The organism is Kitasatospora sp. GP82 (genome assembly GCF_029892105.1).
Classification (GTDB): Bacteria; Actinomycetota; Actinomycetes; order Streptomycetales; family Streptomycetaceae; genus Kitasatospora.
Genome location: NZ_JARZAJ010000015.1, coordinates 141,495 through 160,968 on the forward strand (window position 1 = coordinate 141,495; position 19,474 = coordinate 160,968).

Annotated in this window: 12 protein-coding genes, 1 tRNA gene, 3 pseudogenes and 1 riboswitch; of the genes and pseudogenes, 3 read left to right on the forward strand and 13 right to left on the reverse strand. The window is 72.1% G+C overall.

Translation table 11 applies throughout. The features are described from left to right. Positions 1-355 precede the first annotated feature (355 nt). The gene (locus P3T39_RS18015; RefSeq protein WP_280698812.1) at positions 356-823 is read left to right on the forward strand and encodes an SsgA family sporulation/cell division regulator; all 468 of its coding nucleotides are present in this window, start codon (positions 356-358) and stop codon (positions 821-823) included. A gap of 100 nt (positions 824-923) precedes the next feature. Here P3T39_RS18015 and P3T39_RS18020 read toward each other — a convergent pair whose 3' ends face one another. The 4 genes and pseudogenes from P3T39_RS18020 to P3T39_RS18035 form a co-directional block, all read right to left on the reverse strand. Further along, positions 924-3,443, reverse strand: a complete 2,520-nt coding sequence (locus tag P3T39_RS18020) for a DUF2156 domain-containing protein (protein WP_280698813.1) — start codon at positions 3,441-3,443, stop codon at positions 924-926. Continuing rightward, on the reverse strand, positions 3,440-4,771 hold the full coding sequence (locus P3T39_RS18025; RefSeq protein ID WP_280698815.1) for an alpha/beta hydrolase-fold protein: 1,332 nt from the start codon (positions 4,769-4,771) through the stop codon (positions 3,440-3,442). The genes P3T39_RS18020 and P3T39_RS18025 overlap by 4 nt, the downstream gene beginning before the upstream one ends. A gap of 70 nt (positions 4,772-4,841) precedes the next feature. Then, positions 4,842-5,402 (reverse strand): class F sortase, encoded by a 561-nt coding sequence (locus tag P3T39_RS18030; RefSeq protein WP_280698920.1) that lies wholly within the window; start codon positions 5,400-5,402, stop codon positions 4,842-4,844. 278 nt (positions 5,403-5,680) lie between these two features. Further along, positions 5,681-5,890, reverse strand: a pseudogene (locus tag P3T39_RS18035) (phosphatidylglycerol lysyltransferase domain-containing protein); the annotation flags it as partial. 434 nt (positions 5,891-6,324) lie between these two features. Here P3T39_RS18035 and P3T39_RS18040 point away from each other — a divergent pair. Continuing rightward, positions 6,325-7,605, forward strand: coding sequence for a hypothetical protein (locus tag P3T39_RS18040; protein ID WP_280698922.1), 1,281 nt, complete (start codon positions 6,325-6,327; stop codon positions 7,603-7,605). Positions 7,606-7,636: 31 nt separating this feature from the next. On the opposite strand, the gene P3T39_RS18045 is transcribed toward P3T39_RS18040, so the two are convergent. Both P3T39_RS18045 and P3T39_RS18050 read right to left on the reverse strand, forming a co-directional pair. Next, positions 7,637-9,082: an MFS transporter gene (locus tag P3T39_RS18045; RefSeq protein ID WP_280698821.1), complete on the reverse strand. Its 1,446-nt coding sequence runs from the start codon at positions 9,080-9,082 to the stop codon at positions 7,637-7,639. A 98-nt stretch (positions 9,083-9,180) separates the two neighbouring features. Beyond that, the gene (locus P3T39_RS18050) at positions 9,181-9,495 is read right to left on the reverse strand and encodes an SMR family transporter (RefSeq protein ID WP_280698824.1); all 315 of its coding nucleotides are present in this window, start codon (positions 9,493-9,495) and stop codon (positions 9,181-9,183) included. Positions 9,496-9,552: 57 nt separating this feature from the next. Then, positions 9,553-9,615, reverse strand: a riboswitch (guanidine-III (ykkC-III) riboswitch). Positions 9,616-9,923: 308 nt separating this feature from the next. On the opposite strand from P3T39_RS18050, the gene P3T39_RS18055 reads away from it, so the two are divergent. Further along, positions 9,924-9,998: transfer RNA gene (locus P3T39_RS18055), tRNA-Cys, on the forward strand. A 184-nt stretch (positions 9,999-10,182) separates the two neighbouring features. Here P3T39_RS18055 and P3T39_RS18060 read toward each other — a convergent pair. The 7 genes and pseudogenes from P3T39_RS18060 to P3T39_RS18090 form a co-directional block, all read right to left on the reverse strand. Further along, on the reverse strand, positions 10,183-11,760 hold the full coding sequence (locus P3T39_RS18060; protein ID WP_280698826.1) for a WXG100 family type VII secretion target: 1,578 nt from the start codon (positions 11,758-11,760) through the stop codon (positions 10,183-10,185). Next, positions 11,760-12,086, reverse strand: a complete 327-nt coding sequence (locus tag P3T39_RS18065; RefSeq protein WP_280698828.1) for a hypothetical protein — start codon at positions 12,084-12,086, stop codon at positions 11,760-11,762. Before P3T39_RS18065 ends, P3T39_RS18060 begins: the two co-directional genes overlap by 1 nt. A gap of 143 nt (positions 12,087-12,229) precedes the next feature. Continuing rightward, positions 12,230-13,621 carry a S8 family serine peptidase gene (locus P3T39_RS18070; protein WP_280698829.1) on the reverse strand — a complete coding sequence of 464 codons (1,392 nt, stop codon included), beginning with the start codon at positions 13,619-13,621 and terminating at the stop codon, positions 12,230-12,232. A gap of 171 nt (positions 13,622-13,792) precedes the next feature. Then, complete coding sequence (locus tag P3T39_RS18075) at positions 13,793-16,129, reverse strand: xanthine dehydrogenase family protein molybdopterin-binding subunit (RefSeq protein ID WP_280698831.1); 2,337 nt, start codon at positions 16,127-16,129, stop codon at positions 13,793-13,795. A gap of 831 nt (positions 16,130-16,960) precedes the next feature. Beyond that, a pseudogene (locus P3T39_RS18080) lies at positions 16,961-17,419 on the reverse strand ((2Fe-2S)-binding protein); the annotation flags it as partial. A 158-nt stretch (positions 17,420-17,577) separates the two neighbouring features. After that, on the reverse strand, positions 17,578-18,441 hold the full coding sequence (locus P3T39_RS18085) for an FAD binding domain-containing protein (RefSeq protein ID WP_280698924.1): 864 nt from the start codon (positions 18,439-18,441) through the stop codon (positions 17,578-17,580). Positions 18,442-18,901: 460 nt separating this feature from the next. Then, positions 18,902-19,468 (reverse strand): annotated as a pseudogene (locus P3T39_RS18090) (glycoside hydrolase family 20 zincin-like fold domain-containing protein); the annotation flags it as partial. Positions 19,469-19,474 lie beyond the last annotated feature (6 nt).

The following is a 19,474-nucleotide window of genomic DNA, read 5'->3' on the forward strand; positions in this document are numbered from 1 at the left end:
AGTTGGACGGCGGTCGGACAACCCGCCTAGCCTACCGGCAGACCCCCCATCCCGCCGCCCGACACGGGCCCGCCGCACCCCTCGCACCCGGCACTCCCGCAGCACCCGGCAACCGCTCCGCCGCGGCGCCCCCACCCGCCGCCACGGCCGGTGGGCGACTTGGAGGAGAGCGGATCCCCGGCCCGCGCGATCACGCCGCTTGGACGTGATGCAGATCACACTATTTCCCTCGGGAAGGCACGTAAGAACACGAGCCCCTCCCGACTCTCCCGTATGTGCGGGTCGGCCCCGACCCACCCCTCACTAGACCCGCACAGGCCACGTGCCCGCCGGGGCGCCCATCGGGAGGAACCACATGTCCGCCGCAGTCGAGCAGGCCGCCCAGGCCCGCCTGATCGTCTCCACGCACCGCACCGCCCTGCTCGCGGTGACGCTGCGCTACTTCACCGAGGACCCACTGGCGATCCGGATGACCTTCCCCGCCGAGTACGCGCTGGAGGAGGCGGGTCCGGAGCCGACGCCGGCGCCCTTCGCCGAGGAGCCGGACAGCCCGCAACCGCCGCCCGGCGTCGAATGGGTCTTCGCCCGCCAGCTGCTGGCGGCCGGACTCGACCTGCCCTCGGGGCTTGGCGATGTGCACGTCCGGCCGGCCCTGGGCCTGCGGACCATGGTCGAGCTGCGCGCGCCCGAGGGCGTCGCCCTGCTCCAGTTCGCCGAGCGGGACCTGCGGCGCTTCCTGTGGCGCAGCTACCTCGCCGTGCCCAAGGACCAGGAGCTGCGCCATCTGGACCCGGACCGGGCGCTGGCCGAGCTGCTCGGCTGACCGCAACGGCGCACGCAGGGCCCCGCACGCGCCGCCCGGGGCGGACCCCACAGTCCGCCCCGGGCGGCGCGGACTCCCGGCGTGAGCGGCCGTCACCCGGTCACGAGGAGAGCTTCCGCATCAGCCGGACGCCCTGGGCGGGTGTCAGGTGCGGCAGGTACGCCTTGCCGATGGCCCGGGTGATGCTGGCCAGCGCGGCCGGGTCCGGGTAGGCCATGAACATCGGCCGGTACTCGGGCTGGAACTTGGCCTTGAAGGCGAGCAGCGAGCGGAAGCCGTAGACCGGTTCCAGCACCTTGCCCATCCAGTCGAGCGTGCGCTGCAAGGCGGTGGGCGGCTCGCCCCGATCGGCGCGGGCCAGCGGGGCTCCGGAGAGGCTGAGGAAACGGGCGCCCTCCTCCTTGAAGCCGAGCGCGGCGGAGGCGATCAGGAACTCCATCACGCCCCGGAAGCCCTCGGCGCGGCGGCGCATGAAGTCCAGGGTCCAGCCGACCGGTTCGCCCAGCTCGTAGACCGGCATCCAGCTGGTGAGACCGTGCACGGTGCCCTCGCCGTCCACGGCGATCAGGATCCGCACCGCCGGGTCGGCCAGTTCGGCCAGACCGCCGAGGGTGAAGCCCATCTCGGGCAGGCCCTTGTCGGAGACCCACTCCTCGGAGATCGAACGGATCTGGTCCGTGATGGCGATCGGCGCGTCCTGGTAGCTCCACCACTCGGCGGTGATGCCCTGCTTGGCCGCCTTGTTCAGCGAGGTGCGGATGTCCTGCCACTTCTTGCCGGTGAAGGCGAGGCCGGGCAGCGGCACCACGGTGTCCTCGGCGACCTGGAGCGAGCGCCAGCCGAGCTCGTCGGCGGCGGCGACGGTGTCGGGGGTGACGCTGTAGAAGCAGGGCGTCCACCCCCGGGAGTCGCAGTACCCGGCGAATCCGGCCACCGCGCGCCGACGGGCCGCCGGTTCGCCGAAGGGGTCGCCGGTGGTGAGCGCGACGGTGGCGATCACCCGGTACGGGACGGCCGCCTTGCCGTCCTGGTCGAACCAGTAGTGGTTGCCGTCCCAGGTGGAGATGAAGGAGAGGGTAGAGCCGCCGTACTGGGTGAGCAGCTCGCGGGCGCGGGCCGCCGCCTCGGCGTCCGCGTGCACCACCGGGCGGCGGAAGGCCAGCAGCACCGCCGTCAGAGCTACGGCCCAGAAGAGCAGCCCGCAGTAGATCTCCAGGGTCTGCGCCGTCCCGCCGACCGCGATCGGATACCCCGGCAGCAGGTCGTTGTACGCGGGCGGCAGCAGCTCCGAGGGCACCCCCGCGAGCAGCCGCCCGAGAGTGGCCGTCGGCTCGTACTGGTCCCTGACCAGCCAGCCGATCCCCACGAACGCGCCACAGCTGAGCAGCAGCGTCCCGCCGATCACCGCCGCCAGGCGGCGCAGGTCGCGGCGCGGCAGCCGCTGGTCGAAGCGCCGCCGGGTGACCAGCAGCAGCACCAGCATCAGGACCGGCAGCAGCAGCGCCTCGCCGATCAGCTCGTAGAGGTAGCCCGTGCCGCCGTCGGCGGCGAAGTCCGCGTAGTTGAGGGCGAGCAGCCAGCCGAGGAGCCCGGTCCAGAGCAGCTCGGTGACGGCGGTGAGCCACCAGGCCGCCCGCAGGCCCCGGCGCAGGCCCTCGGCGAGCACCAGCAGCAGGACGGGCATCAGGGCGGCCATCAGCCGGCCCGGGGAGTCGAAGAACCGCTGCGCCGAGTGTTCATGGGCACAGGCGGCGGTGGACTCCGCGCAGGCGTCGATCACCTCCTGGGCGGTGGGGACGTGCGAGAAGTAGAGGTCACCGAGGGTGTTGAACGGACCGATGGCGTCCGGGTAGAGCGAGGCGATCAGCGGTCCGAGCGCGGTGGCGAGCAGACAGAGGCCGACCAGCACCCGGGCCTCGCTGTGCGAGACCCGCTGCGGCCTGGCGGGCAGCCGACGCTGCATCAGCACACCGAGCGCCAGCCCGACCAGTGCCCCGGCCATCCGCTGGACGCTCTGCAGGTGGCCGACGTAGAGCATCATCACCAGCGGTACCAGCAGCACCAGAAGCCTCAGCCGTCGGCGCCAGAGCACGGTGAGCCGGTAGCTGAGCACGGCGGCCAGGGCGAACAGGCCGATGGCCGGGCCGACGGCCAGCTGGTCCTGGATGTCCAGGGTCCAGCCCAGGTCGGCGCTGATCCCGAGCCGGACGGCTCCGGTGCCCAGCAGGCTGCCGAGCACCTGCCCGGCCACCAGCACGGCGGCGGTCACCGGGGTGCCGATCCGCTGCTCGGCGGCGGGCCCGACCAGCAGCAGGATCAGGCTGGTCGCCACGTACGCGCCGATGCCCGAGCACCACAGCAGCGAGGCCAGTGGGGTCCACCAGCGGCCGTTCTCCAGGGTGAAGAGGCCGACCCCGGTGTGTTCGAGCAGCTGCTCGGGCGGCCCCTGGCCAAGACTCCCGGTGGCCCCGCCTACCGCCCAGAGCGCCACCAGCAGCGCGATGGTCAGCGGCGCGGTACGCAGCCGGGCGGCTATCGCGCCGAGGACGCGCAGCCAGCGGTGCCAGCCCCGTTCGGGCCGAGGGGTTCTGGGGCCGGGCTCCGGTGCGGTCTCGGTCATCGGATCAGTCCCGTCTGCTGGGCCAGCCAGGGGAGGTTCTGGCCGAGCCCGGCCCGGAAGGTGTTCCAGTCATGCCCGCCGGGCACGGTGGCGAACCTGGCCTGCATCCCGGCCCCGACGGCGACCGCGTAGACCTTGCGCTGCTGCGGCCCGTACTCCTTGTCGCCCGCGCCCACGACGAAGGAGGCCGCGGTGTCGGGGAACTGCCGGCCTGCCATGACATGCAGCGGATCGACGGCCTCGAAGGCGGCCTCGTCGCCACCGAACGCCTCCTTGACGGTCTTGCGGTGGCTGCCCAGCGTCGGCTCCTGCTGGCCGGAGATGTCCAGGAAGGCGCCGTACACCTGGGGGGCGTTGACGGCGAGCTGGAGGGAGCAGGTGCCGCCGAGGGAGAGCCCGCCGATCGCGAGGGAGCGGCGGCCGGTGGCGGTCTGGAGGTGCGAGTGGATCCAGTCAGGGACGTCCTCGGCCAGGTAGGTCTGCGACCTGGCGATCCGGGAGTCCATGCACAGGGGGTTGCCCCAGGTCGAGCCGATCTGGTCGACGACCACCACGATGGGGGCGAGGCCGTCGTGCTGGGCGGCGAAGGCGTCCAGCTGCTCGGGGAGCTTGCCGGAGTTGACCCAGTCGGCGGGCGCTCCCGGTTGACCCGCCATCAGCACCAGGGCGGGCAGCAGCGGCCGGGGGTCGGCCTGGTAGGCGGGCGGCAGGTAGACGTACGCGCCCCGGGCCCTGAAGCCGGACTTGGTGCCGGGTATCGGCGCGGTGGAGACGGTGCCCTTTCCGGGCAGGTCCGCGGGCCGGTGCCAGACCTCGGCGAGCGTCCCGCCGGGCGGGGCGGCGACGGTGTCCGCCGCCGTGCTGCTGGACAGCCTGTGGGCCTTGCCGAACCAGGAGGCGGCCAGCACCCGAGGCGTCGGGTACTGGTCGAAGAACCGGTTGACCTGGGAGGCGGACATCACCAGGACCAGCAGGGCGGCGAGCAGTACGCCGAGGCGGCCGCGCCGGCGCAGCAGGCGCGGCGGGAAGAGCCGGATCAGCATGAGGAGCAGGGCCAGGATGCCGACGCCGATCCACGCGGTCACCCGGTGCGGCAGGCTGTCGGGGAAGGGCTGCCACCAGTCGTCCACGGCGAACTGCAACAGCACGGTGAGCACCGCCGCCACCACCACCGCGCACGGGAAGCGGCGGCTCCACCAGTGCCGACCGCGGGAGACCGCGAGGACCGGCAGGGCGGCAAGGCCCAGCGCCAGCACGGTGTACGGGACGGCGCCGTGGGTCAGCGACCAGTCGGCCGGGTTCCACGCCGCCAGCGGCCGGCTGCTCATCGTGCTCCTCAGTACTGTTGTCCGGGTGGATCGCCTGGCGTACGCGGCGCGGCCGGCGGCCGCTGCCCGGTCAGCTGCCGGGCAGGCTGCGCACCAGGTGGGCGAAGACCACGACGTTCGCGTCGTAGCCCTTCGCCGCGCTGAAACCGCCGCCGCAGGTGATCAGCCTCAGCTGCGAGTCGGGGGCCGGGCCGTACACCTTCGCGTCCGGGAAGCCCTTCTTGGAGTAGACCTCGACGGCGTCCACGACGAAGAAGGCCGAGCCCCGGTCCTCACCGGTGATCTCCACCTGGTCGCCCTTGTGCAGGGTGCCGAGGTCGTAGAAGACGGCGGGACCGTCCCGGGTGTCGACGTGCCCGGCCACGATCGCGGTTCCGCGCTGGCCCGGGGTGATGCCGTCGCGGTACCAGCCCGTCAGATTGCGGTCGGTGTCGGCCGGGGCCTGGAGCCGTCCGGCGGAGTCCAGGCCGAGGCCGGTGACGGGGGCGTCCACCCGCAGGGCCGGGATCCTGATCCGGGTCGGCACGGCGCGGGCGCGGGGCGGGACGAGCAGCGCGGGTGAGGTGGCACCGCCGAAACCCTGGGCGAGGCTGGGCAGCGGAGGCAGGTGCAGGCCGCCGCCGTGCACCATCCAGGCGCCGAGCACCAGGGCGGTGCCTGCCGCCAGCGTTCCCGGCCAGGGACTTCTGTCCGGCTGCCCGCCCACCCGTACTCCCTCTGCGCTCCGCTGTCCGACGATCCACCCCAGTCAACCGCCGTCATCGGCCCGGGACATCCGCAACCGGTCGGATCCCCTACCCCCCATTCGGCCGGGGCGGCACCGATGACCGCAGCTCACCGCCCTGACGTCCGGTCACCCGCACTCCCCCTCCCGCCCTGCCCCGAACGGGTGAGCTCCTCGAGGGAGCCTCAGGGGCGCGGGGCCGTGCGCAGCCGCGGCCAGGTCAGGAAGCCCTCGGCGAGCGCGTTGGCCAGGGCGATCGCGGGCAGCTCGGAGGACTTCTCGTACAGCAGGAAGCGCGGCTCCCACACCGGTTGGTACTTGGCGTTGGCGCGGTAGAGCGACTCCAGCTGCCACCAGCGGGAGAGGAAGCGCAGCACCGAGCGGGAGAGCCGCAGTAAGACCACATGGTGGATGTGCAGGCCGCCCGGAGTGACATTGCCCGGCCACCAGCTGGTGCCGCGTCGGATCATCCGGACGCCGAAGCGGATGAACAGGAACGAGCCGATCAGCCCGAGCAGCAGCAGGAAGAGCGGCTGACGACCGGACTCGACGATCCGGTCCCGGTAGGCGTCAAGTACCGGCTGCCACATGACTGGCGCACCTCCGGGTCCCGGGCCGACCGGTAGCTGCGCCGGGCGGGTGAGTCGTACGGCCGCGGGCCTGGAGATCACCCTACGCCTGCGCCCCGCCTCCCCGAGCCGACGGTGCGTCACATGCGATGCTGTGGCCCGATCCGGCCCGCACCGATGCAGCGATCGGAGTTCTCGGACCGCCGACCCCACCGCACGGCCACCCCATCGCGTGGCCGGCCCCAGGAACGGACGTGATCATGGACGCGCTCTCCCGCAGGACCCTGCTCGCCGCCGGCGCCGGTGCCGCGGCCACCCTGGCCGCCGGCTGCGCGGGCACCAGGGGCAGCAACGGCGAGCACGCGGCCCCCCCGCCCGAGGACGCCGCCGCGGGACGTCCCGGTGGACCTCCCAAGCCCGCCGCCGTCCTGATCGGGGACGGCTCCACCTCCGACACCGGCCCCCAGCCGCACCAGCCGAAGGCCGAACCGCTCGGGCCCGGCGAACGGCCACCGCAGTTCGTGGTCTTCTCCTGGGACGGCGCGGGCGAGATGGACAACCGGCTGTTCAGCCGCTTCCGGAAGCTCGCCAAGGAGCACCGGGCCTCGATGACCTTCTTCCTCAGCGGCCTCTACCTGCTGCCCGAGTCCAAACGGGAGCTCTACAACCCGCCGCAGCACCCGACCGGTGCCAGTGACATCGGCTACCTCAGCGACCAGCACATCCACGACACCCTGGAGCAGCTCGGCGCCGCCTGGGCGGAGGGGCACGAGATCGGCACCCACTTCAACGGCCACTTCTGCGGCACCACCGGGGTCGCCAACTGGTCCCCCGAGGAGTGGGACAGCGAGATCGGGCAGGCGATGGACTTCGTCATGAACTGGAAGACCAACACCGGCTTCACCGACCTGCCCGCGCTGCCCTTCGACTACCGCAAGGAGCTGATCGGCGGCCGCACCCCGTGTCTGGAGGGCCAGCGCACCCTGCTGCCGACGGCCGCCCAGCGCGGCTGGAAGTACGACAGCAGCGGGCCCGGCGGGCTCCAGATGTGGCCGCAGAAGTTCCAGGGCGGCGCACTGTGGGACTTCCCGCTGCAGTCCATCCCCTTCCCCGGGCACAGCTTCCAGGTGCTGTCGATGGACTACAACATCATGTACAACCAGTCCGGCGCCAACACCAAGGGCGACTCCGGTATGTACTCGGCCTGGCGCACCCAGGCGCGTGACTCCTACCTTGCGGGCTTCGAGCGGGCGTACGCCACCAACCGGGCACCGTTCTACATCGGCAACCACTTCGAGCAGTGGAACGGCGGCATCTACATGGACGCCGTCGAGGAGACCCTCAAAACGATCGCCGGACGGCCCGAGGTCCGGCTGGTGTCGTTCCGTCAGCTGGTGGAGTGGCTGGAGGTCCAGGACCCGGCGGTGCTGCGCAAGCTCCAGTCGCTCAGCCCCGGCGAAGCGCCGGCCGGGGGCTGGAAGACCCTCCTGGGCGTCCCCCGCCCGGCTCCCGCGCCGGCCTCGCCTTCGGCACGGGCCTGAGCCTCCGACCCGCGGTCAGGCCGTCCCGCGGTCAGGTCCGGTTCCGTACCCGTCCCGAGACCAGAGCGCCGAACAGCACCACCGCGGTCATCACCAGGAAGATCACCGCGAACGCGGCCGCCGGTACCGGCGAGTCCTGGGCGGCCGCCACCGAGCCGCCGCCCAGGCCCGCGAACAGCACTCCGGCCAGGCCGATCAGCAGCACATTGCCCAGCGCATCGCTCATCTGCAGCGAGGCCGAGTTGGCACCGGCGTCCTCGGGAGCCGACAGCTTCATCATCAGCACGCTGACGCTCGCCACCGTCAGGCCCATGCCCACCCCGCCCACGGCCCAGGCGAGCGCCGCGACCCAGACCGGGACCGCCGGGACAAGCACCAGCGCCGCTCCGGCTATCGCCACCGCCGTGAGCACGAAGCCGGTCCTGATCATCGCCTCCCGGTAGCGCTGCGCACCCGGACGGCCCTGGAGCCAGGAACCCAGCGCCCAGGAGAGCCCACCGCTGGTCAGGGTCAGCCCGGCCATCGTCGGGGAGAGCCCGCGCCGGGTCACCATCATCAGCGGGATGAAAGCCTCCGCCGCGAAGAACGCACCCGCCGCCACCCCGCGCAGCAGGATCACCGTCGGCAGTCCGCGCGCCGCCCGCAGTGTCCCCGGTGGCAGCAGCCGCAGCACGGCCGGGAGCAGCAGCCCGGCCCCCGCCACCGCCGGAACCAGCGCCGGCGGGTCGAGCCGCTGACCCGCGTACTGCAGCAGTCCCGCACCCAGTGCCGCCATCGCCGCGAGCGCTGTACGCCGCCGGTCGAACTCGGGGCCCGCCGCCGTCTCCAGCTTCCTCTGCTCCTGCTCGCTCCGGCGCAGCGCCGGTCCCATCACGGCCAGCGGCAGCAGGATCAGTACCGGTACGGACAGGAACACCCAGCGCCAGCCCAGGTGCTGGGTCACCGCACCGGACACCAGCGGGCCGACGATCGAGGGCAGCACCCAGGCCGAGGAGAACGCCGCGAACACCGACGGACGCAACCGCTCCGGGAAGGCCCGCCCGACCACGACGTACAGGGCGACGATCACCAGCCCCCCGCCGAGCCCCTGGATCGCCCGGCCCGCCACGAACAGCCACATGTCCGGGGCCGTTCCCGCGACCACGAGCCCGGCCCCGAACACCACTATCCCGGTGAACAGCGGCGCCATCGGGCCCCTGCGGTCGCACCACTGCCCGGAGACCACCAGCGCGAACAGCGTGCTGGTGAAGTAGCCGGAGAAGGCGAAGGCGTACAACCCGAGGCCGTCCAGCTGCCGGGCCGCCACCGGCATCGCGGTGTTCACGGCGGTCGCCTCGAAGGCCAGCAGCAGCACCACCGAGACGATCCCCAGCGTCAGCGCCCGGTACGGGCTGCTGAGTACGCCTCCGGTGTCCGTGCCAACTGCCGGCGTAGGTGTCCTGGGCGGGGTCTCGGAGGTGGGAAAGGCTGTGGTCATGCCGATAATCGTAAGTGCCTATTGGCTGTTTGACTCCTGACCTGCAGTCCCGCAGCTCCTCCCCCTTCGGTCCTAGGACCGCGAGACCGCAACAGGCGTCAGTGCAGCACCTTGAGCCCCACCACACCGCCGAGAATCAGCACCAGACAGGTCACCCGGGCCGCCGTCACCGCGTCCCCCATCACCGCCATGCCGTACAGCGCCGTACCGATCGCGCCGATCCCCACCCACACCGCATAGCCCGTACCGAGCGGGATGCCGCGCATCGCATACGCCAGCCCGCCCATGCTCAGCGCCAGCGCCACCGTGAACACCAGGCTCGGCACCGGCCGCGAGAACCCCTTCGACGCCTCCAGGGCAACCGCCCACACCGTCTCCAGCACACCGGCGACGATCAGAACCACCCAGGCCATGACCCGACTCTCCTCCGCAGTTGTGGACGGCCGAGCCTCACTGGGCTCTGCCGCTGTACTGCGCCGTCTTGTCATACCGGGTACGACGCGCCTCGTCCGGGGCGATCAACTCACCTGCGTTCGATTCTTCCGGTCGACCGTAGCACACGCCGACACACAGAATTCATATTCGGATATTGACGCTTCCCCGTCGCCGCCGCATATGATGAATTCATCGACGCGGCGCCCCGATCGAATCGGGGCCGAAACGACAGGAGCAGGCCATGAGCAGGAGGACGGCGAGCATCGCGACGCCGCGCACCTGTGCCGCTCGCTGTTGTTGTCGCGCCTGTTGCGCCTGCTAGGGCCGTTGCATCTGTCAGGGCTGTTGCACCTGTTGCGCCCGATCATCCTCTTGCCCGGCACGGACCGAGTCCGTCGCCTGCCACGGCCGTGTGCCCGAGTGGTTCAGGGAACCGCCTGCAAAGCGGTTTACACGGGTTCGATTCCCGTCATGGCCTCCATGCACCACCTGCCGAATTACCGGTCGACGAATTGCCGCCGATCGGTAATTCGGTATTTCTTTTCGCCGAACGTCGCCCGAAAAAACAGCGTGGGGCGCACCCGAACTCGGGTGCGCCCCACACCTTGGCCTTGGCCCTGGCCTTGGCCCTGGCCTTGGCCCTGGAGAGCCGGCTACTCGATCCGCTACTCGATCACCGGCGGGTTGGCCGAACCGCCGGTACGCCAGGTGTCCTCGTCCTCGACGAGGTAGTCCGGGCGGTTGCCGTTCTTGCCCTTCTTCTTGTTGCCCGCCGCGCCACCGGGAGCCCCGTGGGCACCCCCGGCACCCGGGGCACCGTTCTGGGCACGAGCCTTGCCCAGACCCGAACCGCCCTCGGTGAAGGCCCGCCCACTGGCGCCACCCGCACGAGCACCGCCGATGGTACCGCCACTGCGCCGGACCAGACCGCTGCCGCTCTTGCCGGCCGCGCCCTTGCCACCCGCACCGGCACCGGCACCACCGTGCGCGCCGCCCATGCCGGACATACCCGGACGGCCCTGGCCGGCACCCGTACCCGCGGCGGAACCCGAACCCGCACCAGCACCGCCGACACCGCCACGCGAGGCACCCGCGCCGGCACCCGTGCCACCGATGGACCCGGACCCCGGACGGCTGGTCGGAGCGGTCCTGCCACCGCCGAGACCGCCGCCGCCACCGAGGACTCCGCCGCCACCGAGACCGCCCGGAAGGCCACCGCCCGGCAGCCCACCGCCGTTGCCACTCGGCAGACCGCCGCCACCCGGCAGGCCACCACCGCCCGGCAGGCCACCACCGGGCAGGCCGCCGCCAGGCAGCGTGCCGGTGCCCGGCTGGGGCAGCGTGGACGAGGGCGGGAGCGAGTCGATCCCGGTGTGACTGGGCGGAACGATCGGCGAAGTCGGCATCCCCGGCAGCGGGTTGCCCGGCGTCCCCGGACCACCGGGGAGGCCCGAGTGCCCCGGCCCCGACGGAGCCGGGATGTGCGGCTGCTGGAACCCGGGACCCCCCGGGTTCACCCCACCGGCACCACCCGGATCCACCCCACCGGGACCACCCGAACCACCGGGGCCCGACGGGGACGGGTTGTGCGGCATGGGGGGCATCGGGGAGGGGGCGACACCGGGCGGGGTGGGGTTGTCGGGCTGGGGCGGGAAGCCCTCCTGCTTCGAATGACCATCCTGGACCGGCGGTGTGAGGTAGCTGGCAGCCTGGGTGTACTGCGGACCCAGCTGCTCCATGACGCCGATCGCGTACTGGTGCGAGATCTCGGTCGCCGACAGCTGGTCGTAGTTCTTGTTGACGGCGGTGAAACGGTCCATGCCGCCCGCCACGTCCGCCTTGAACTGTGCGTCGGAGCGGTCGCCGAGGTCACCCATGAACTTCAGCCCGCTGTCCAGGGAGCTGGGGACCTGGATCTGCTTCATCGTCTGGGCGGCCTGGTCCAGCGCGGTGCCGGCGAACTTCATCGCCCGGGAGGTGCTCCCGGCGTGGTCGGCCGTGCTCGTCATGCTGGTCTGGATGACCTGGGACCGCTTGACGAAGGCCTGGGAGGCGTCGCCCTCCCAGCTCTGGGTGGCGTGCTCAACCGCCTTCTGGAGTTCGTCGGCCGCGCTGCGGAGTTCCGTCTCGACGCTCTGCCAGTGGTCGCTGACCTCCGAGACCCGCCCGGGGTTGGAGCTCGCGAGCATCTGCTTGAGCGGGACAAGGTCGTACTGCTCGAAGTTCGTCTTCTCGCCGGCCATCAGACAGACCCCTCCTGCTGCTTCATCTTGGCACTCTGCGCCTCGTCGTCGTTCCGGTAGGCGTCGTTGACCGCCTTGGTCTTGTCACCGAAGTCGTTGATCAAGGAGTCCAGGTCCGAGATCATCCCGGCCAGGAACTGCTGCATACCGTCGTGCGCCGAGTGGAGCGTCTGCGCCTCGGCGAAGTCGCCGCCAAGATCGTTGCGCGAGATGACGGTGTTGTACTTGGACTTGTTCGCGGTCTGGCCAAGGTTCTGCTGAAGGGCCCGCAGTCGCCTGACGACCGCCTCCAACTCGCTTGTATCTACCCGGAATCCGCTGGACATGCGGCTCTCTCCCCCTGGAGTGTCGATGCTTCCCCGTCTGGCACTGGCTCCGGCGGGTGGTAATGGTGCCCGAATGCCCGGGCGACAGCTTGATGGCTAGGGCGTTCGATGGTAGCGCTTACTCTCTGGGTGCTGACACACCCTCAGCGCTGCTGGTTCCCACCCTGGCCGTACGGGTTGTTCTGGTGCGGCTGCTGCGGCGGGTAGCCGGGCGGCGGAACCTGGTTGCCGTAGGGCTGCTGCGGCTGGTTCGGGTACGGCGGCTGGCCCTGCTGCGGCCACGCGGGCGGTGTGCCGTAGGGCTGCTGGGAGCCGTAGGCGGGAGGCTGGGCAGCGGCCTTGCGGCGGCGGGAGACGACCACGATCACCGCGATCAGACCGGCCAGCAGGACGACACCGACACCGGCGGCGTAGAGCACGGTGGAGGCGGTCGAGTTCGACTTGATCACTGGCGGTTGCGCGACGGGCCCAGGGCCGACTACCCCCGGGCTGCTAGTACCAGAAGCCGTTGCGGCGGGCGTCTTTGTAGCACTCGCTGTGTCACCGGCACCATCGGGCTTGGCAAGCGGACCCTGGGCCGAACCGTCTGGAATGTCCTGGGTCAGCGCCTCGTACGGCCGGATGATGCCGTATCCGTAGTGCTGGTCGGGAAGCTTGGATGCCTGCAGTCCAGCCGGAACGTACGCCGACTTCGCCAACCGGTTTACCACCTGGCCAGCCGTCAGATTGGGGAATTTCGCCCGGATGAGGGCTGCGGCAGCAGACACGTAGGCGGTAGATCCAGAAGTGCCGTCACCGATGCAGTACTGGCCTCCACTACAGCTCCCAGCGCCGACGATCCGCGTCCCAGGAGCTGATAGAAGCACTTCCGGGCCGTAGTTCGACTGGGACCAGATCTTGCGGTCCTGATCCGATGCGCCGACCGCGAGGACCCCCGGGTACCTCGCGGGGTAATCCACAGGAGTGACCCCGTTGTTCCCGGTCGCCGCCACGATCAGTACATCGTGCTTGGCTGCATAGGCCACCGCATCGGCCATCTGAGCATCCGGCATTGTGCCACCGATGGACATATTAATGATCTTGGCGTTATGATCCACGGCCCATTTGATGTCTTCGGCATCAGCGCTTCTGTCACTCGCGTCCGCCTTGTAGATCGGCAGGACCTTTGCGCCTGGCGCCAACCCGAGCGCGCCCTCCGCGTTTCCGGCACCGTGGCCATGGCCCACGATGGCGCTGGCCATACTGGTGCCGTGCGGATCGGTCGGGTGGGCGTTGAGGCCCTTGCCGCTCGGGTCGTAACCGTCCAGCACCTGCCCTGTCAGGTCAGGGTGGCTGGCGTCCACTCCGCTGTCGATGACCGCGACGATGACGCCGTCACCCTGGCTCACCGACCAGACCTTCTGCAGGTCGAAGTACTGGTTCGGCCACTGCGCGTCGCGGACCTGGTCCGCGCTCGCGATGGGGGTGGCGGTCAGGAGGAGGCCGCCGGCCAGTGTGGTGGCGCCGAGTGCGCGCATGGTCCTGCTGAGCGTCATCGCTTCCCCGTCACCCCGTCAGTAGACATCCGAAGTCCGCCTGTACCGGCGTGAGTACAAGCAGACGGCGCTTCGATCGTATCGCCCGCCGAGCCGGAACGGGGCAGGGGCCCACGGCTCTGCACGGCTTCTGCACGCCGTAGTTGGCTCACCATCGGCGGGTGCCGCGGCTCAGCCGACGGTGGCGTCCTCCGGCAGGATCGGGAGCCGTCCGACCGGCAGGCCGGTGGCGGCGCGTACGGCTGCGGCGACGGCCGCCGGGGCGACCACTGCGGGTACGGCGCTGACGGCCTTGGCGCCGAAGGTGGCGACGACGTCGCGTTCCTCCAGCAGGGCGGCGATCCTGACGTCGGGTGTGTCGAGAGCCGTCGGCAGGCGGTAGCCGGTGAGGGAGGGGTTGAGGATGCGGCCGCCCTCGGTGCGGAGGTCTTCGAGGAGGGCCAGGCCGATGCTCTGGGCGACCGCGGCCTCGATGCGGTCCTCGATCTGGCGCGGGTTGAGGGCGCGGCCGACGTCCTGGGCCACCGTCACATCGACGACCCGGACGGCGCCGAGCTCGATGTCGACGTCCACCACCGCGCGCATGGCGCAGAAGGCGATGGAGACGAAGGCGTCGCCCTGCCCGGACTCGTCCAGGGGCTCGGTGGGGTGGGGGCGGCACTGGGCGGTCGCCCACAGCTCCTTGCCCTCCAGGGCCTCGCTGACCGGCATCCCGAGGACCCCGTCGTACGAGCTGATCTTGCCGTCGGCGATCGTGAGGAGTTCGACCGACATGCCGAAGTTGGCTGCGATCGGCTGGAGCAGCTGGTGGCGGACCATCAGCGCGGCGCGCTCCACCGCACCGCCCGACACCCAGGTGTGCCGCCCGCGCGCGGACGGGCCCGCGGCCGACTGGTCGCTGTCCACCGGTGCGATGTAGACCTCGGAGACGCCCAGCACCGACTGGACGATCTGGCGGGCCAGCGTCGCGAAGCCCTGTCCGGAGTCGACGGCGGCGCAGATGACGGTCGCGTGGTCGCCGCTGACCCGCACCGTGGCGGTGGAGACCTCGTCCTCGCCCTCCGCGCCGAGCATGTGCACCATGCCGAGGGCGTAGCCGATGCCGCGCCGCACGGCGGCGGGGTCACCGGCACCGCCGGGGCCGCCGGGCAGCAGCCAGTCGGCCTCGGGGTCGTCGAGCGGCAGGGCGGGCAGCGGGGAGTCGGCGATCGCGTCCAGCAGGGCGGCGACCGGGGCGGGGCAGGTGACGGCCTGCCCGGTGGGCATCGGGTCACCGGTGGCCATGGCGTTGCGGCGGCGGATCTCCAGCGGGTCGACGCCCAACTGTGCGGCCAGCTGGTCGAGTTGGGACTCGTAGGCGAAGCAGGTCTGCAGGGCGCCCTCGCCGCGCATCCGCCCGGCGGGCGGGTTGTTGGTGCGGACGGCCCAGGCGTCCACGAAGACGTTCGGGCACACATAGGGCCCGACCGAGAAGGCGGCGGCGGCGGCCAGTGCCTCCGCCGAGACGTCGGCGTACGCGCCGCCGTCCAGCAGGATCTGGGCCTCGACCTTGACCAACCGGCCCTCGGCGTCCGCGTGGTGGCGGTAGCGCAGCAGGGCGGGGTGGCGGCTGGTGTGGGCGTGGAAGGACTCCTCGCGGGTGAGGGTCATCTTCACGGGACGGCCGGTGCGCAGCGCGAGCAGCGCGAGGGTGACCTGGAAGGAGAGGTCCTCGCGGTCGGTGGTGGCACCGGGCACGCCGGTGACGACCAGCCGGACCCGGTCGGGTTCGAGGCCGAGGCAGGCGGCGGTGCGGTCGCGGTCGCCGTGCGGATCGGTGGAGGAGAGGTGGAGTTCGACGCCGCCGTCCGGGCGGGGTACGGCCAGTCCGGCCTCGGCGCCGAGTGGGGCCGGGTCCTGGCGGCCGACCTGGTAGAGACCCTCGACGATGATCTCGCCGACGGCCTCGGGGTCGCCGGTGCGCAGCGGCAGGTGCCGGAAGAGGTTGCCCTCGGGGTGCAGCGGTGGGACGTTGAACGACTGCTCGGGGTCCGTGACCACTTCCAGCAGCTCGTACTCGACCCGGATCGAGGCGGCGGCGAGCCTCGCGGTGTCGGGGTGGTCGGCGGCGACGGCGGCGACCGGCTCACCGTGGTGGCGGACCACGCCGGAGGCGAGGATCGGCCGGTCGGCGACGATCGGACCCGACGGCGCGCCGTCGGGGATGCCTTCGGGGCCGAGGGGCAGGTCGGCGGCGGTGACCACGGCGTGCACACCGGGGAGGGCGAGCGCGGGGGTGGTGTCGATGGCGACGATCCGCGCGTGCGGGTGCGGCGAACGCAGGACGGCACCCCAGAGCAGGCCCTCGGCCCACAGGTCGGCGGCATAGGGATAGATGCCGAGCGCCTTGGGGAGGGCGTCGTTGCGCAGGGCCGAGCCACCGAGGCCGAAGGGCTCGGCGCCCTGCGCCTCCTCGGCGCCGGCCGGCGAGAGTTCGGCCGGCGAGGAGATGTCGGTCGGCGAGCTCATGCGTCCACCTCGCTGCGCTCGGTGTTCGCTTCGCTCAATGCGCACCCCTCAATGATTCGCTCGCTCCGCTCGCTCATGCGTCCACCTCGCTACGGCCGGTGTTCGCTTCGCTCAACGCGCACCCGTCAACAATTCGCTCGCATCGCTTGCTCATGCGTGGTCGTCCTCGGAGATGGAGGTCCCTCCGGCCGAAGGCTGGAGGTGGATGCCGTGGGCTGGGGTGGTGCCGTCGTAGCCCTCGTACCCGGCGGCGGTCTCCGCGTAGGCCGTGCCGTGCGCGGGGGTCGGGATGTACGGGGTGCCGTGGACGGGCGCGCCGTCGTAGACCGGGCCGTCGGCCGCGGTGCCATGGGCGGGGGTGGCCTCGTAGTGGCTCTGGCCGTACCCGGTGTCGTAGGCCGCGTCGTAGGGGGCCTCGTACGAGGACTGGGACTCGTAGGAGGAGTCGTACGGCGTGCCGTGCGCCGGGGTGGCGGTGTAGCCGGGGTAGGGCTCGTAGATACCCGTCTGGTGGACGGTGACGGTGCCGTAGTCGATGCCGACACCGGTGCCCGCCGTGGTGGGTTCGGCCGGGTACAGGGCCTCGGCCTCCACCCAGGCTTCGGAGTCGGCGTACAGCGGCATTTCCCCGGCCGGCGGCAGGTCGGCCGCGACCTGGGCGGACACGGGCGGCACGGGCTGGGGAGCCACCGGCTGGGTGGCCGACGGCTGGGCGATGCCGGTGTCCTCGACGGGGGCGGCGAGCGGCTCGGTGGTCTCGGGTGCCCCGGCAACGGGCTCCGCCGCCGGTTCGGCCACCGCCGCGTCCTCGCCGGTCTCCTCCTCGGTTCCGCGCGCCTCGGCGACGGCCTGCACCGCCGCCAGTACGCCCCGGTAGCCGGTGCAGCGGCAGAGGTTGCCGCAGAGCGCCTGGCGGGCCTCGACCTCGCTGGGCCGGTGATTGCGCTGGAGCAGGTCGTGCACGGCCACGGCCAGGCCGGGGGTGCAGTAGCCGCACTGGACGGCGCCCGAGTCGGCGAGCGCCTGCTGGACATCGCTGGCCGCGCCGCCCGCGGAGAGGCCCTCGACCGTGGCGATCTCGCTGTCGGAGGCGAGCGCGGCGGGTACCAGGCAGCCGGCCACCAGCTGACCGTCCACCAGCACCGAGCAGGCCCCGCACTCGCCCTGCTCGCAGCCGTCCTTGGCCCCGGCAAGGCCGAGTCGCTCGCGCAGCACGTAGAGCAGGCTCTCGCCGATCCAGGCGTCGGTGACGGGCCGTTCGAAGCCGTTGACGCGCAGGATGTACGAGGCGCAGGGCCGTCCGTCGCCGCCGAACTCGACCGGGCTGAAACCCAGCGGATCCAGCGGACCGGGTCCGCGCGGGTCGGCTTCGACCGGTCCTGAGCCGAGCCGGCCGGGGTCGACCGTGCCGGGGTCGATCGCGCCGGAGTCGATCGGGTCCGTCGTCGTCACTTCAGCGCCCTTCCCAGTGCCCGTCGGGCCAGCACCGATACGGTACGCCGCAGCCGTGCGGCCAGTGCGCCCGCCCCCTCGGGGCCGTCCAGCGCACCGTCGGGGATGCAGGCCCCGGCCACGTACTCACCGAAGGCGGCAGCCGCCGCCGGGTCGATCAGGGCGGCGCCCTCCTCGCCCCGGGCGTCCCAGTCGATGCACCCGGCGACCCAGGCCTCGGCCTCCAGCGGCCGCAGCGGTACGGGGGCGACGGCGCCGACCGCACAGCGCACGGCGCGCCGGGCCGGGTCGAGCACGAGGGCGACGGAGGCGCTGGCCCTGGCCGGGCCGCTGCGGCCGGTGGCCTTGAGGAAGACCTGCGGGGCGTGCAGCAGCGGGACGCGCACCCAGGTGAGCAGCTCACCCGGGCGCAGCGGATCGAGGCCGGTGAGCAGGTGACTGATCGGCACCTCGCGGGTTCCGCCGGCGCGGGCGAGGGTGGCGGTCGCCTCCAGGACGGTGAGGACCGGGAGGGTGTCACCGGCGGGGGCGGCGGTGGCGATGTTGCCGCCGAGGGTGCCGACGTTGCGGATCTGCGGCGGGCCCGCGGTACGCGCCGCGTCGGCGAGGGCGGGGATGAGCGCGGCGAAGTCGGGGCGGTCCATCCGGGCATGGGTGAGTCCGGCGCCCAGGACGGCGGTGCCGCCGTCCTCGTAGCGCCAGCCGCGCAGTTCGGTGATCCGGCCGAGGCCGATCAGCGCGGCCGGGCGGAGCCGTCCGGCGTTGACGGCCTCCATCAGGTCGGTGGCTCCGGCCACCGGCACCGCGCCGGGGGTGGCGGCCAGTGCCTCGACGGCCTCGTCGAGCGAGGCCGGCAGCATGATCGTCCGGTTCACCAGGATTCCACCGTGCTCCACTTGCTCATCAACTGCTGGGCCCCGTCCCCGCAGTACAGCCTGGCCCGTAGGGTACGGGCGATCGGTGCGGGTTGGGCAACTCTGGCACACAAAGCGCGGTGATCATTTTCCGGCCTACGCGGGCAAGCTGGCGGAATCCCGGACGAATCCGGCCGGAGTCCGTCGTGATGCCGTCCGAACGGGATCGGATGGTCACCAGTTCTTGACGCGCCGCCACCCGGGCGAGTTCCCCGCACCGGCATTCCTGGGGGATCCATCTTCGCCCGGCCGGGCCCCCGTGTCACCGGCCCGGCGGATGATCTCGGTCGCATTTTCCGCCCTGGCGCGGGGGCGACTGGGCCGGCGGAGCAGAAGTGACACCTCCCGGGGCGCGGGGCGCACGTGCCGGTCAGAGCGCCGGCGGCGGGACGGGCTCGAAGCGGTTCTCGATCCGCCAGCCCGGGTCGTCGCTCAGATGCAGGTGCAGGACGTTGAGCTTGTGCACGGCCATCAGGCCGAGGAAGCGCAGCACGTCCGCCTTGGGCGGGAAGTACCGGGAGACGTCCAGCAGGACGCCGCGCCAGCCGAACCTGGGGGCGTCCTCGATCTCGCAGACCGGCAGCGCCCAGCCGGTGCGGCGCAGCGGCGTCCGCCGGTAGGCGTCGGGGCCGAGCAGCTGACGCAGGGTCTGGGCACCCCAGAGCGCCCCGGCCGGGCCGCCTGCGGTGATGACGGCGCGCCGGTCGGCGACGGTCAGCCGGTACGCCTCCGGGGCGAGAGCGGTGTCCTGGCGCAGTTCGACGGCGTCGGCCGTACCGGCCGAGCCCGGGCGCAGCGGCAGGCCGGTGGCGGCGGTGAGGGCGGACCTGAGCCAGGACTCGGCGTCCTCCAGGCCGGCTTCGGCGGTCAGCATGGTGGCCGGTCCGAGGGGGAACTCCTCGGCGGGCTGTGCCCGGACAGCACGCAACGGGGCAGGGACGGGATCCACAGGGATGTCAGCCATGCGGACCATCCCGCC